The following is a 13976-nucleotide window of genomic DNA, read 5'->3' on the forward strand; positions in this document are numbered from 1 at the left end:
GCCGGGCCGGAACAGCGGCGCTCAGCGGCCGCGGGCGTCGTTCCACAGGATCTTGTGGAGCTGGAGCTGGAAGCGCACCGGCAGGCGGTCGCGCACGATCCATCCGGCGAGCTCGGCAGGGTCCAGCGCGCCGGCGACCGGCGACAGCAGCACGCCGCAGCGTTCGGCGAGGCGGTGCTCGGCGATCTGCTGCTTGGCCCATGCGTAGTCGGCGGCGTCGGCGAGCACGAACTTGAGCTCGTCGTGAGCGCACAGCAGCGCGAGGTTTTCCCAGCGGTTGCGGGCGAGCTCGCCCGAGCCGGGGGCCTTGAGGTCCACGATGCGCGACACGCGGGGATCGACCCCCGCGATGTCGAGTGCGCCGCTCGTTTCCAGCGACACGTCGTGGCCGGCATCGCACAGGGCGGCGAGCAGCGGTAGGCAGCCCTTCTGTGCGAGCGGCTCGCCGCCGGTCACGCACACGTGGCGCAGACCGTGGCTGGCCACCTCGGCGAGGATGTCGTCGAGCGTGCGTGTCTCGCCGCCGCTGAAGGCGTAGGCAGTGTCGCACCAGGTGCAGCGCAGCGGGCAGCCGGTCAGGCGCACGAACACGGTGGGCAGGCCGACGCGGGTGGATTCGCCCTGCAGCGAGGCGAAGATCTCGGTGATACGGAGGCGCACGGCCGTCGCCGGCGCCGTTTCGACAGCGGACATGGATCAGCGCGCGCTCAGGCGCTGGCGGGCGACCTGAGCAGCGTTGCTCTGCGGATAGCGCTCGACAAGCGATTGCAGGGTGCGCTTGGCACCGGCGGCGTCGTTCATGGCCTGCTGACTGTTGGCCAGGCCGAGCATGGCGTCGGGCGCGACGTTCTCCTTGGGGTACTTGTCCATCACCGTCTTGAAATGGCGATTCGCACTGGCGACGTCGCGCGCCTGCAGTGCGGCGTTGCCGGCCCAGAAGTGGGCGCCGGCGGTGAAGTTGCCTGCCGGGTAGCGGGTGATGAAGCGCTCGAACGCGGTCTGCGCGTCCTTGTGCTTGCCGTTCTTGAGCAGCGCGAGGGCGCCCTGGTAGTCGGCGGATTCGGTGTTCGCGGATGAGGGGGCTGGCGCGGGGGCAGGTGCCTGCGGGGGCGCTGCGGCCGCAGCCGGTGCCGCCGGCGCCGCATCCCCGGAGGCCGGGGCGGCGGAGGCGGCGCCCGCCGCACCGGATTCGTACCGGCGCAGGCGGGCGTCGAGGTCGACGTAGAAATCCTTCTGGCGCTGCTTGAGCGTCTCCACCTCGTTGGTCAGCAGTTCGATCTGGCCACGCAGGCGCGCCAGCTCGGCGCGCATCTGTTCGTTCTGCATGGCGAGCTCGAGCTGGCCGCGGCTGGTGGTCTCGATCTGCCCCTGAACGTCCTGCCGGAGCTGGAAGATCTGGTTGCGGGCCTCGGTGTCACCCCCGAAGAGCTGGGCGTGCGCCGGGGCGCTCGGGATGAGGACGAACGCTGCGGCGAGCGGCAGAAGGCGTTTCATGTCGGGACTCTCTTAGAACTCGCCCGTGTAGAGCATGTCGCCGCGGCGGTTCTCGGCGTAGCAGTTCTCGGTGCGGTCTTCGCAGCGCGGCTTCTCTTCACCCAGGCTCACGGACTCGATCTGCGATTCCTTGGCGCCGAGCAGCATGAGGGCCTGCTTGACGACGTCGGCGCGCTTCTGGCCGAGGGCGAGGTTGTATTCGCGGCTGCCGCGCTCGTCGGTGTTGCCCTGGACGAGCATGTTCATCTGCGGGTTCTGCACCAGGAAGCGGGCGTGGGCTTCGATCAGCGGGCGGGCTTCCTGCTTGATCACGAAGCTGTCGAAGTCGAAGAAGACGCTGCGCTTGGAGAGGATGTTGTTGGGGTCGGTGAGCGCCGCGATGCCGCTGCCCTTGGCGCTGCCGGCCGTCACGGTGGCGACGCCGGTGCCGCGGTCCTGGACGGAGGCGGCGCCGTTCTCGGGGCCGGTGCTCGAGCAGGCGGCCAGGGTCAGGGCGAGCAGCGCGGGGAGGACGAGTTTCTTCATGGGTGATGCTCCAGTACGAGTGTTGATGACAGCAGAGAGGGGTATGCGGCTTTGTTGCCGCTTCATGGTTACCGGATCTGCGGACCCCAGGCGGGTTCGCGGACATCGGCGGCCTGCACCGTGAGCCGCTGGCGGATGCGCCCGTCGGTCGACACCGCCGACAGCACGCCACGGCCACCGGTGTCGGTGGCGTAGAGGATCATGCGGCCGTTGGGGGCGAAGCTGGGCGATTCGTCGCGTGCCGAATCGGTGAGGATGGTGGTCTGCCGGGTGGCGACGTCCTGCACGGCCACCTGGAAGCGGCCGGCATTGCGGGTGATGAAGGCGAGCAACTTGCCGTCGAACGACAGGCGCGGCGTCACGTTGTAGTTGCCTTCGAAGCTCACCCGCTGGGCGCTGCCGCCACTGGCAGGAATACGGTAGATCTGCGGACTGCCGCCGCGATCCGAGGTGAAGTAGATGTGGCCGTCGGCGCCCCAGAAGGGCTCGGTGTCGATGCCGGAGGATTGCGCGAGGCGGCGCACGCCGGAGCCGTCGGCACCGATCGCGTAGAGCTGCGACAGGCCGTCCTTGGTGAGCACGACCGCGAGCTGGCTGCCGTCGGGCGACCAGCTCGGCGCGGAGTTCGAGCCCTTGAAGTTGGCGACCACGCGACGCTGGCCGGTGGCGAGTGTGTGCACGTAGACGATCGGCTTCTTCTGCTCGAAGGACACATAGGCCAGGCGCTGGCCGTCGGGCGACCACGAAGGCGAGATGATCGGCTCGCGCGAGCGCAGCGCGGTGGCGGCGTTCATGCCGTCGGCGTCGGCGATCTGGAGCTCGAAGTTGGGACCGGACTTGATCACGTAGGCGATGCGGGTGGCGAAGTAACCCGGCAGGCCGGTGAGCTTCTCGTACACGAAGTCGGCGATGCGGTGGCCGACCAGGCGGTTCTGCGCCGGACTCATCGGCAGCGACATGGCGCCGAGTTCCTGCTGCTTCTGCGCGTCGAAGAGCCGGAAGCGCACGTCGTAGCGGCCGTCGGCCATCGGGATCAGGCTGCCGGTGAGCACCGCGTCGGCGCCGCGACTGCGCACCGCGGCGAGGTCGGGCGCCACCGATTCGGGCATCGGCAGCGGGCCGGTGTCGATCAGGGTGAACAGACCGCTGCGCTCGAGGTCGGCGCGCACGACGTCGGTGACGCTCTGCGGCAGGCGGCCCTCGTTCTCGAAGATCGGGATGATGACCGGAAAGCGCGAGGCGCCGGTGCCGGTGATCTCGATCGAGAGCTGGGCGTGCGCACCCAGCGCGAGGCTGGCGAGCAGGCCGGCGAGGAAGAGGCGGAATGCGTGCAGTGTTTTGATCATGCGGGGTTTTCTCCAGCCGCGGATTATAGACATGACGGACTCAATCGTCCGCCAGCGGACGGAATTTCAGTTCGAGGGTACGCTCGAACTGGTTCTTGTTGTCCGGCAGCGGCAGCGGGCTCGAGCGCCGGATCGCGCGCTCGATGGCCTCGTCGAGGGCGGGCACGCCGGACGAGCGCTTGAGGCGGACATTGAGCACTTCGCCACTCGGCAGCTGGTCGACCTCGAACACCGCCTCCGGGTTGCCGGACAGGCCGGGCGGGCGCAACAGGTTGCCGCGCACCTTGGCAGCGATCGCCGCGCGGTATTTGTCGATGTCGCCACCGGGCGGACCCTGGCGGCTCGGACCGGCCGCGGCCGCGCGCGCACCTTCCTGCGCCATCAGGCTGGACAGGCGGGCCTGCTCGGCGCGCTGGGTCTCCTGCGCGAGGCGCTGCGCCATGTAGTCGTCGATCGGCTTGGTGTCCGGCTTGGGCTGGGGCTTGGGTTCGGGCTTGGCCTGCGGCTTGGGCTCGGGTTTCGGCTCCGGCTTGGGTTGGGGCTTGGGCTCGGGCTTCGGTTCAGGCTTGGGCTCCGGCTTCGGTTGTGGTTTGGGTTCGAGTTTCGGTGGCTCGGGCTTGGGCGGCTCCGGCTTCTTCTCGGGCGCCTTGGCGACGATCTCGGGCTTGGCCTGGGGCTTGGGCGGTTCAGGTCTGGGTTCCGGCTTCGGTTCCGGCTTCGGTTCCGGTTTGGGCTCGGGCTTCGGTTCGGGTTTCGGCTCCGGCCGGGGCTCCGGCGCCGGCTGCGGGCGCGCTGCGGCTGGCGCGCTGCGCTCCGGTGCCGAAGCCAGCCCGACCTCGAGCGCCGCGGGCGGCGGGCTCTGCCAGCGGATGCCGAAGAACAGGAACAGGAACAATCCCAGGTGGACCGCCACGGTCAACCCGAGGGACTGCCACTTGCCAGGCGGCTCGCGGCGGTGCGGTGCGGGGCGGTCCCTCATTTCTGCGAAGTCGCGCTCTGGGTGACCAGGCTGATCTTGCGCACTCCGGCGTCGCGCGCGGTCTCGAGCACGTCGATCACCTTCTGGTAGTCGAGCTTGCTGTCGGCGGCGACCAGGAAGGGCTGCTCGGGGTTCTTCGCGAGGGCGTCCTTGAGCGCGGTCGACAGCTGGTCGCGGCGCACCGGGCGCGAGCTCCCGCTGTTGCTGGCGCGCAGCGCATAGGCCCCGTCGGCCTTGACCTCGATGAAGATGGCCTCGGACTGAGGCGGCGGCGTGCCGGCGCCGGCGGAGGGCACGTTGATCGTGCCCTGCTGGATCATCGGCGCGGTGACCATGAAGATCACCAGCAGCACCAGCATCACGTCAATGTAGGGCACGACGTTGATCTGGTTCATGAGACGGCGTTGGCGCATCGTTGGAACTCCGTCCGGGTCAGCGCAGGTTGCGTTGCAGGATGTTGGAGAACTCTTCCATGAAGCTCTCGAAGCGGATGCCGAGGCGGTCGATGTCGTGCGCGAAGCGGTTGTAGGCCACCACCGCCGGGATCGCCGCGAACAGGCCGATCGCCGTGGCGACCAGGGCTTCGGCGATGCCGGGCGCGACCTGCGCGAGGGTGGCGGCGCCGACGCTGGAGAGGCCGCGGAAGGAGTTCATGATCCCCCACACGGTGCCGAGCAGGCCGATGTAAGGCGACACCGACCCCACCGAGGCGAGGAAGGCGAGGTGGGCCTCGAGGTCGTCGATCTCGCGCTGGTAGGTGGCGCGCATGGCGCGGCGGGCGCCGTCGAGCGTGGCGCCGTGGTCGTGGCCCTTGCCGCGCAGCTTGGTGAACTCTCGGTAGCCGGCCTCGAAGATGCGCTCCATGCCTTCGGACTGGTGGCGGCCAGCCGACTCGTAGAGGGTGTTGAGGTCGCCGCCGCTCCAGAAGTCGCGCTCGAACTCGTCGGTCTGTGCACGCGCCTGGCGGATCTGGAAGGCCTTGCGGAAGATCCAGTACCAGGAGACGAGCGACAGGCTTGCCAGCAGCGCCATGACGAGCTGGACGAGGACGCTCGCCTGGGAGATCAGGCTGAGGATGGAGAGGTCGTGGGTGACGGTCATGCTGGGCTTTCGAGAAGGGCGTGCAGGGAGGCGGGGAGGGCTGCGGGCTTCATGCGCCGCATGTCCACGCAAGCCACGAGGACCTGCGCGGTGAAGAGAAGTTCGCCGCCGCGGCGGATCTCGTGGTCGAACACGAGACTCGCGCGGCGCCGGCTGGCGATGCGGGCGCTCACCTCGAGCGCGTCGTCCAGGCGTGCCGGAGCGCGGTAGTCGGCCTGCACCGAGCGCACCACGAAACCCACGCCCTGCTCGTCGAGCAAGGCGTGCTGGGCGACGCCGAGCGCACGCAGCCATTCGGTGCGCGTGCGCTCGCAGAATTTGAGATAGTTTGCGTAATAGACGACACCCCCTGCGTCGGTGTCTTCGTAATAGACTCGGACGGACAGGGAAAAACGCGACGACGCGGGGAGCGATTCGCCGCCCGCGTCGGGAACGGTTTTCGGTTGCATTGCAGCATTCTAGCCGAGCCGCGGCACCGAATGCACGTCTGTCGCGTTCTTGATCGATGGATTTTTCTCGCGCTTATTGCTTGTTGCAAAAGCGCTTTTCTGTGAATGTCGTTGGTTGCGGCGGCTCGCATGGGGCGTCCGCGACATCGGAATACGGACGTGGCGCTCCCCTTCTTCGGCAAGAAACCCGTTTCGCCCGCGCCCGGCGCACCGCGCGACGCGCGAGCCGGGCCGGGAGCGGACACCCTGCGCGACGAGCGTCCCCCGCCTACCGAGTTGTCCGCGCTCGACTTCACCGGCACCGACCACGGGCGCGCGCTCGCACGCGTGGCCGGGCAGGTCGAGGTGCGCGAGTGCGGAAGCGGGATCGGCGCGGCCTTCGAGGAGGCTGCGGTGCTGTATGCGAACGGTAGCGACGACGACGCGCTCGCCGTGCTCGAGGCCGCCGTCGGCGCGGAAGGTGGCGAGGGCGGTGAGGGTGCCTGGCTGATGTTGCTCGATCTCTACCGCCTGCGCGGGGAGCGCCAGCGCTTCGAGTCGCGCGTGCTCGATTACGCCACCCGCTTCGAGCGCTCGCCGCCGCCCTGGGAGGATCTGTCGCGGGTGGCGGGCAAGGCGGCGGGCACCGAGCTGCCGCTGGTCAACCTGAGCGGGCAGCTCTCGGCAGCCGCCGAGCGCCAGTTCGCCCAGCTCGCCAAGATCGCGCGCCGCAGCGGCGGGGTGCGCATCGACGTCGCCAAGGTGCGCGGGGTGGACGATGCGGGCTGCGCCGTCTGGCGCGGCCTGCTTGCCGGGCTGGCGGCCGAGCGGCTTCAGGTGAGGCTGGTCAATGTGCGCGCGCTCGCCGACATCCTGTCGCAGGCCGTATCCCCCGGGAGGGCGCAGGCGCGCGATACCTGGCTGATGCTGCTCGAGCTGTTGCAGTACGCCGGCGACCAGGCGCGCTTCGAGGATGTCGCGGTCGACTATGCGGTGACCTTCGAGGAGTCCCCGCCGTCCTGGGAGGGGCGCGGCGACGCTCCCACGGCGCGCGCGGCGCAGGCGGACGAGGCGCAGCCGACCGATCCGGAGGCGTTCGCGTTCGAGGGCGAGCTCTGCGGGGCTGCCAACGATACCCTCCGGCGCCTCGCCGCCTTCGCGGTCGAGCGCCGCGAGGTCCGGATCGATTGCCGGCACCTGCGCCGGCTCGATTTCGTCTGCGCCGGCACGCTCTTCAATATTCTCGCCACGTTGCAGGCTCAAGGTAAACTCGTCTGTCTTCGCGACGTGAACGCCATGGTCGCCGGCCTGCTGCGGGTCATGAGCGTCGACAAGGTGGCTCACGTCACCCTGCGTCATTGAACAACACACCAGCCCCGATTTCCGCGGGGACGGAGAATCCTTCATGGAACAGTATCGCGGCACCACCATCCTGTCGGTGCGGCGCGGCAACCGCGTCGCGCTCGGCGGCGACGGCCAGGTCACCCTTGGCAACATCGTCATCAAGGCCTCCGCGCGCAAGGTGCGCACGCTCTACAACGGTCAGATCCTCGCCGGTTTCGCCGGTGGAACCGCCGACGCCTTCACCTTGTTCGAGCGTTTCGAGGCCAAGCTCGACAAGCACCAGGGCAACCTGTTGCGCAGCGCGGTCGAGCTCGCCAAGGACTGGCGCACCGACCGCATGCTGCGCCGGCTGGAGGCCATGCTTGCGGTGGCCGATCGCGAGCATTCGCTGGTGATCACCGGCAACGGAGACGTGCTCGAGCCCGAGCAGGGCATCGTGGCCATCGGCAGCGGCGGCGCCTACGCGCAGTCGGCCGCGCGCGCACTGCTCGAGAATACCGAGCTCGAGCCCAGGGAAATCGTGTCCAAGGCGCTTTCCATCGCCGGCGACCTGTGCATCTACACCAATCACCACCACACCATCGAAGTGCTGGATTGAGGCTGACCGCATGACCCAGATGACCCCGCCGGAGATCGTCTCCGAACTCGACAAGCACATCGTCGGCCAGGACAAGGCCAAGAAGGCCGTGGCGATCGCGCTGCGCAACCGCTGGCGGCGCGCTCAGGTGGAAGAGCCGCTGCGCAGCGAGATCACCCCCAAGAACATCCTCATGATCGGCCCCACCGGCGTCGGCAAGACCGAGATCGCGCGCCGCCTGGCGCGCCTGGCCAACGCGCCCTTCATCAAGATCGAGGCGACCAAGTTCACCGAGGTCGGCTATGTCGGCCGCGACGTCGACACCATCATCCGCGACCTCATGGAGATCGCGGTCAAGGACGGGCGCGAGCGTGCGATGAAGTCGGTGCGCGACCGCGCGCTGGATGCCGCCGAGGACCGCGTGCTCGACGCCCTGCTGCCGCCGGCGCGCCCGGTCGGCTTCAACGCCGAGCCCGAGCCGGCGCAGGATTCGTCCACCCGGCAGAAATTCCGCAAGAAGCTGCGCGAGGGGGAACTCGACGACAAGGAGATCGAGATCGAGGTCGCCGCGCCCTCGATGCAGGCCGAGATCTTCGCCCCGCCGGGTATGGAGGAACTCACCCAGCAGATACAGGGCATGTTCCAGAACCTCGGCGGCGGCAAGAAGAAGCAGCGCAAGCTGCAGATCCGCGAGGCCATGAAGCTGCTCGCCGACGAGGAGGCCGCGCGCCTGATCAACGACGAGGAGGTCAAGCTCGAGGCCGTGCGCGCGGTCGAGCAGAACGGCATCGTGTTCCTCGACGAGGTGGACAAGATCGCCGCGCGCAGCGACGTGCAGGGCGCAGATGTCTCCCGTCAGGGCGTGCAGCGCGACCTGCTGCCGCTGGTCGAGGGCACGACGATCTCCACCAAGTACGGCATGATCAAGACCGATCACATCCTGTTCATCGCCAGCGGCGCCTTCCACCTGTCCAAGCCCTCGGATCTGATCCCCGAGCTGCAGGGGCGTTTCCCGATCCGCGTCGAGCTGGAGTCGCTGTCTGTGGAGGACTTCGCCCGCATCCTCACCAGCACCGACGCCTGCCTCACGCGCCAGTACGAGGCGCTGCTCGCCACCGACGGGGTGAAGCTGGAGTTCGCCGACGACGGCATCCGCCGCCTGGCCGAGATCGCCTACCAGGTGAACGAGAAGACCGAGAACATCGGCGCGCGCCGGCTGTACACCGTCATGGAGAAGCTGCTCGAAGAGGTTTCCTTCGAGGCCGGGCGCAGCAGTGCGGAGCAGACCGTGGTAGTCGACGCCGCCTATGTCGACAGCCGGCTCGTCATGCTCGCCCAGCGCGAGGATCTGGCGCGTTACGTGCTTTGATCCCGGCTCGCGTCCGTTCGCGGACAAGCTCGCTTCGTCCGCGGGGACCGCGCGACGACGGGCTTGTCCGTGACCGCATCCGTCGCACCCCCTTCAGTCCGCTCCCGGTTTGCCCTGAATGCTGATCCGAATCGTCTCCATCCTGTTCCCGCTGTTCGCGATCACCGCGCTGGGCTATTTCGTCGGCCGGCGCATGAAGCCGGACCTGTCGCACGCCAACAAGCTGAACATGGATGTCTTCGTGCCCGCGCTGGTGTTCGGTGCGCTGGTCGGCAAGGACTTCCGCCTCGGCGAATACCTGCCGCTGCTGTTCGCGACCGTGGTGATCATCGTCGGCTCCGGTGTGGCCGGCTGGCTGGTCGCGCGTGCGGCCGGGATCGCCACCAAGACGCTGGTGCCGCCGATGATGTTCAACAACTGCGGCAACCTCGGCCTGCCGCTGGCGGTGCTCGCCTTCGGCGAGTCGGCGCTGGCTCCGGCGGTGGTGATGTTCGTGGTGTCGAACGTGATCCACTTCTCCTACGGCGCCTGGCTGCTGGACCACCATACCAAGCTGACCACGGTGTGGCGCTCGCCCTCCATCCTGGCGACGATCGCGGGCCTGGCGGTCGGCTTCCTCGGCATCGAGGTGTGGCCGCCGCTGCTGATGTCGATCGAGATGGTCGGCGACATCTCGATCCCCCTGATGTTGTTCGCGCTCGGCGTGCGCCTGGCCGATTCGCGCATCAGCGCCGTCGGCTTCGGCCTCTTCGGTGCGGTGCTACGCCCGGTGGTGGGCATGGCGCTGGCCTGGGCCCTGCTGCAGATGCTCGAGCTTCCGCCGCGCGAGCAGGCGCTGTTGCTCGTGTTCGGCGCCCTGCCGCCGGCGGTGCTGAACTACATGTTCGCCGAGCGTTACGACCAGGAGCCCGACAAGGTGGCCTCGATGGTGCTGATCGGCAACCTCGCTGCGGTGGTTTTCCTGCCGATCGCGCTGGCGCTGGTACTCGACTGAGGCACGGGAGTCGGAGCGGAGCCGGTACGGATCGGGCACCGCGAGGGCTCGCGCTTGGGGACGCGAGCTCAGCATCCCCCGAAGCGGTCCATCCTGCGGCGGTCGCGCTTGGTCGGCCGGCCGTGCAGGTCGGTGCCGGGCGCGGCGGCGAACTTGCGCAATTCACGGGCGCGTTCGCGCGCCTCGATGCTTTCCGCGGTCTCCTCGTAGAGCGCCTGCGCCACGGCGGCCGAGCCGCGCTTGTCCGCGATCGCGCGCACGATCACCGTGCGCGTATCCTCGCCGATCGTGATGTCGAGGCGGTCACCGACCTTGAGTTCGCGTGCCGGTTTGGCCGCCATTCCGTTGAGCTTGACCTTTCCTCCATCGACCGCCTCGGTTGCGCCCGTACGGTGCTTGAAGAAACGTGCCGCCCACAGCCACTTGTCGAGGCGGGTACGCGCGGTGTCGGAGGGATTGCGGTCGGTCATGATGGTGGCGCTCGGTCGAAGGGCGCCGGATTGGCAAGGCGCCGCCGTGATTATCGAACACCCGGCGGCGTGCTGGGGCAGATGAAGCCCGCGAGCGTTCAGAACAGCCCGGAGATCGAATTGATCAGGCCTTTCTTCAACTCGGGCAGCGCCTCCTCGAAGGCGAGGTTGACCTTGTTCGCGGTCGAGCCGATGCGGGTCTGATAAGTCTTGTAGGACGACTCTTCGTCGTACGACACCTGCGAACCACCGCTGTTGCCCTGGCGCAGTCTGTGGTTCGAACTCACCCTTGCCTTGCCGGCACCGCGGATGCGCTCCTTGATCTGCAGGTCGGTGATCATCGAAAAATACACGTCCTTGACCGCGGCGCCGGCGATGCCTTCGGCCAGCGAGCCGATCAGGCCGGCGGCGGCGATGCCACGGCCGCTGGCGCCGCCGGCGTATGCCGCTCCCGCCCCCAGGACCAGGCCGCCCGAGGCGGCTACCCCGTAGCCTTGGTCGATCGCCGCCTCGATCGCGGTGGGTGCCGATTTTCCGACCTGCAGGATGTTCGCCTGCAGGACGTAGTGCGCCGCCTCCGGGTCCTGCAGCAGGGTGTAACCCTTGGTCTGCAGCGCGGCGGCGATCTCGTCATTCACCGCAAGGTCGGGCTTGTCGGAGGTATTGCGGATCTGCAGGAAGATGGTGCGCTTGTCAGGGCCGACCGGGTCGAGGAAGACCGTGTCGGACATCTTGGTCTGCACATCGAGGTCGCGCTTGCTGATGGCGACGTGGGTGGCGGCGCAGCCGGCGAGGACCAAGGTGGCGACGGTGACGAGGGTGATTCGCTTGAGCATCGGGAGACCTCCTCGAGGACGGATGAAGATGGCAGGCAGCGGTTTTCGGTGCGATCCGGGGATGACTCTTGCAGGTGCTGAAAAGACCTGAAAATAGTCGTATGGAATTTCATTATAGAAAATTTGATGCCCGATTGTCATGTTCTGTGATGCGGTAGGAATTTCTTCGTCCCCAAAATGGAGAACCCCGGCGCCCTTGCGGGGGCCGGGGTTCGCTCGCTGCGGAGGGAGGGCGGCGATCAGCCGATCATGCCCGCGCCTACGGTGTTGTTGGTGCTCTCGTCGATGATGATGAAGGCGCCGGTAGCGCGGTTCTCCGTGTAGCGGTCGGCGATGATCGGCTGGGCGAGCTTGAGCGTGACGCGGGCGATGTCGTTCATCGCCAGCCCGGTGGTGGCCTCCTGTTCCAGGGTATTCACGTCCAGGCGGTAGTCGATCTTCGCGAGCTTGGCCTTCACCTCGCGCGTGGTGTGGCGTACCAGGTAGGTGCGTGCAGGCGACAGCGGGGTCTCGGACAGCCAGCACACCGTGGCTTCGATCTGCTTCACCGGCTCCCGCGCCTCGGCGGATTTCACGATCAGGTCGCCGCGCGAGATGTCGATCTCGTCTTCGAGCAGCAGGGTCACCGACTGCTCGTGGATGGCGCGCGGCAGCGCGACGCCGCCGAGCTCGATCTTCCTGACCCGGCTGCTGGCGCCCGAGGGCAGTACGGTGACCGCGTCGCCCACCGCGACCTCGCCCGATTCGACCCGGCCCATGAAGCCGCGATAGTCGTGCAGTTCGGGGTTGGCGGACTCTTGCGGTCGGCACACGAACTGCACCGGGAAGCGGAAGTCCTCGGCCTGTTCGGTGTGGGCTGCGGGGGCGTTCTCGAGGATGTCGAGCAGGGTCGGGCCGTCGTACCAGGACAGGCGCTCGCCGCGGTCGACGATCATGTCGCCCTCCAGCGCCGAGATCGGGATGAAGCGCACGTCCCGGATGCCGAGCTTGGCGGCGAATTCGAGGTATTCCCCCTTGATGCGCTCGAACACCGCCTGGTCGTAGTCGACCAGGTCCATCTTGTTGACCGCGACCACCAGATGGGGAATGCCGACCAGGCTGGCGAGGTAGGAGTGGCGGCGGGTCTGGGTCAGCACGCCCTTGCGCGCGTCGATGAGGATGATCGCCAGGTTGGCGGTGGACGCGGCGGTCACCATGTTGCGGGTGTACTGCTCGTGGCCGGGGGCGTCGGCGATGATGTACTTGCGCCGCCCGGTGGAGAAGTAGCGGTAGGCGACGTCGATGGTGATGCCCTGCTCGCGCTCGGCCTGCAGGCCATCGGTCAGCAGCGACAGGTCGACCGCGCTCATGCCGCGCTTGGCCGAGGTCTTCTCGATGGCGTTGAGGGTGTCGGCGAGGATGGTCTTGGTGTCGAACAGCAGGCGGCCGATCAGGGTGCTCTTGCCGTCGTCGACGCTGCCGCAGGTGAGAAAGCGCAGCAAGCCGTTGTCGATTTCGGGGAGGTGCTCGAGGGCGGACATGGTCATGATTCCGTGCAAAGGTCAGGCGTGAGGTGCGAAGAGTGGGGGGTGGGGGCTGCGACGAGCGCGGATGCGCTCAGAAGTAGCCTTCCTTCTTGCGTTGCTCCATCGACGCCTCCGAGGTCTGGTCGTCCATCCGCGTCGCACCGCGCTCGGTGATCGTGGTGGTCGCCGTCTCGGCGAGGATCTTCTCCACGGTGTCCGCGTCGGATTCCACCGGCGCCGTGCAGGTGATGTCCCCCACGGTGCGGAAGCGCACCCGCACGTCCTCCACGACGTCGCCATCCTTCGCCGGCGTCAGCTCGGTCACCGGCTGCAGCAGGCCGTTCTTGCGCACCACCGGGCGGGTGTGGGCGAAGTAGATCGATGGCAGTTCCAGCTGCTCGCGCTGGATGTACTGCCACACGTCGAGTTCGGTCCAGTTGCTGATCGGGAAGGCGCGGATGTTCTCGCCCTTGTGGCTACGCGCGTTGTACAGGTTCCACAGCTCGGGACGCTGGTTCTTCGGGTCCCACTGCCCGAACTCGTCGCGGAAGCTCATGATGCGTTCCTTGGCACGCGCCTTCTCCTCGTCGCGGCGGGCGCCGCCGATGCAGGCGTCGAAGCCGAACTCCTCGATCGCCTCGAGCAGCGTCACCGACTGGTGCTTGTTGCGCGACTCGCCCGCGTGCTTCAGCACCACGGTGCCGCGCGCCATCGAGTCTTCCACCGAGCGCACGATCAGGCGCTCGCCCAGTTCGGCGGCGCGCCGGTCGCGGAAGTCGGTGACTTCCTTGTAGTTGTGGCCGGTGTCGATGTGCATCAGCGGGAAGGGGAAGCGGCCCGGGCGAAAGGCCTTCTCGGCCAGGCGCAGCAGGCAGATCGAATCCTTGCCGCCGGAGAACAGCAACACCGGGTTGGCGCACTGGCCGGCGACTTCGCGCAGGATGTGGATGGCTTCGGCCTCGAGCCAGTCGAGGTGGGACAGCGTCTGTTTGGTCAGCGTGGACATGG

The 13976-nt window shown here is 68.0% G+C and carries 16 protein-coding genes; 4 read left to right on the forward strand and 12 right to left on the reverse strand.

All coding sequences use genetic code 11. The features are described 5' to 3' along the window. Positions 1-21: 21 nt before the first annotated feature. From queE to ybgC, 8 genes are all read right to left on the reverse strand, one after another. Entirely contained in the window at positions 22-693 is a 672-nt protein-coding gene (queE, locus tag PO78_RS12730) for a 7-carboxy-7-deazaguanine synthase QueE (RefSeq protein WP_043744189.1), read from the reverse strand. A 3-nt stretch (positions 694-696) separates the two neighbouring features. Then, complete coding sequence (gene ybgF / locus PO78_RS12735; protein ID WP_043744192.1) at positions 697-1494, reverse strand: tol-pal system protein YbgF; 798 nt, start codon at positions 1492-1494, stop codon at positions 697-699. Positions 1495-1506: 12 nt separating this feature from the next. Continuing rightward, positions 1507-2019: a peptidoglycan-associated lipoprotein Pal gene (pal, locus tag PO78_RS12740; RefSeq protein WP_004300882.1), complete on the reverse strand. Its 513-nt coding sequence runs from the start codon at positions 2017-2019 to the stop codon at positions 1507-1509. A gap of 68 nt (positions 2020-2087) precedes the next feature. Then, entirely contained in the window at positions 2088-3365 is a 1278-nt protein-coding gene (tolB, locus tag PO78_RS12745) for a Tol-Pal system beta propeller repeat protein TolB (protein WP_004300883.1), read from the reverse strand. Positions 3366-3405: 40 nt separating this feature from the next. Next, complete coding sequence (locus tag PO78_RS12750) at positions 3406-4344, reverse strand: energy transducer TonB (RefSeq protein ID WP_043744194.1); 939 nt, start codon at positions 4342-4344, stop codon at positions 3406-3408. Further along, positions 4341-4757, reverse strand: a complete 417-nt coding sequence (gene tolR / locus PO78_RS12755) for a protein TolR (protein WP_012584638.1) — start codon at positions 4755-4757, stop codon at positions 4341-4343. Before tolR ends, PO78_RS12750 begins: the two co-directional genes overlap by 4 nt. Positions 4758-4776: 19 nt before the next feature. Then, positions 4777-5445: a protein TolQ gene (gene tolQ / locus PO78_RS12760; RefSeq protein WP_004300886.1), complete on the reverse strand. Its 669-nt coding sequence runs from the start codon at positions 5443-5445 to the stop codon at positions 4777-4779. Further along, positions 5442-5894: a tol-pal system-associated acyl-CoA thioesterase gene (gene ybgC, locus PO78_RS12765; protein WP_043744196.1), complete on the reverse strand. Its 453-nt coding sequence runs from the start codon at positions 5892-5894 to the stop codon at positions 5442-5444. The genes tolQ and ybgC overlap by 4 nt, the downstream gene beginning before the upstream one ends. 159 nt (positions 5895-6053) lie before the next feature. Between ybgC and PO78_RS12770 the strand changes: the two genes are divergently transcribed. From PO78_RS12770 to PO78_RS12785, 4 genes are all read left to right on the forward strand, one after another. Continuing rightward, the gene (locus PO78_RS12770) at positions 6054-7235 is read left to right on the forward strand and encodes an STAS domain-containing protein (RefSeq protein ID WP_043744199.1); all 1182 of its coding nucleotides are present in this window, start codon (positions 6054-6056) and stop codon (positions 7233-7235) included. Between the two features lie 43 nt (positions 7236-7278). Next, a complete protein-coding gene (hslV, locus tag PO78_RS12775; protein ID WP_004300889.1) occupies positions 7279-7815 on the forward strand; it encodes an ATP-dependent protease subunit HslV in 537 nt (178 codons plus the stop codon). A gap of 10 nt (positions 7816-7825) precedes the next feature. Beyond that, positions 7826-9163, forward strand: coding sequence for an ATP-dependent protease ATPase subunit HslU (gene hslU, locus PO78_RS12780; protein ID WP_004300891.1), 1338 nt, complete (start codon positions 7826-7828; stop codon positions 9161-9163). A gap of 118 nt (positions 9164-9281) precedes the next feature. Next, positions 9282-10157, forward strand: coding sequence for an AEC family transporter (locus tag PO78_RS12785; protein ID WP_004300892.1), 876 nt, complete (start codon positions 9282-9284; stop codon positions 10155-10157). A 68-nt stretch (positions 10158-10225) separates the two neighbouring features. Here PO78_RS12785 and PO78_RS12790 read toward each other — a convergent pair whose 3' ends face one another. The 4 genes from PO78_RS12790 to cysD all read right to left on the reverse strand — a co-directional run bounded on the left by PO78_RS12790 (position 10226) and on the right by cysD (position 13974). Then, on the reverse strand, positions 10226-10627 hold the full coding sequence (locus PO78_RS12790; protein ID WP_004300894.1) for an RNA-binding S4 domain-containing protein: 402 nt from the start codon (positions 10625-10627) through the stop codon (positions 10226-10228). A 98-nt stretch (positions 10628-10725) separates the two neighbouring features. Then, positions 10726-11463: a complement resistance protein TraT gene (locus tag PO78_RS12795; protein ID WP_043744203.1), complete on the reverse strand. Its 738-nt coding sequence runs from the start codon at positions 11461-11463 to the stop codon at positions 10726-10728. 239 nt (positions 11464-11702) lie between these two features. Further along, positions 11703-12983, reverse strand: coding sequence for a sulfate adenylyltransferase subunit CysN (gene cysN / locus PO78_RS12800; RefSeq protein ID WP_004300897.1), 1281 nt, complete (start codon positions 12981-12983; stop codon positions 11703-11705). Between the two features lie 76 nt (positions 12984-13059). Next, positions 13060-13974, reverse strand: coding sequence for a sulfate adenylyltransferase subunit CysD (cysD, locus tag PO78_RS12805; RefSeq protein ID WP_004300898.1), 915 nt, complete (start codon positions 13972-13974; stop codon positions 13060-13062). Positions 13975-13976 lie beyond the last annotated feature (2 nt).

It is taken from the genome of Thauera sp. SWB20 (assembly GCF_000831325.1).
Lineage (GTDB): Bacteria > Pseudomonadota > Gammaproteobacteria > Burkholderiales > Rhodocyclaceae > Thauera > Thauera aminoaromatica.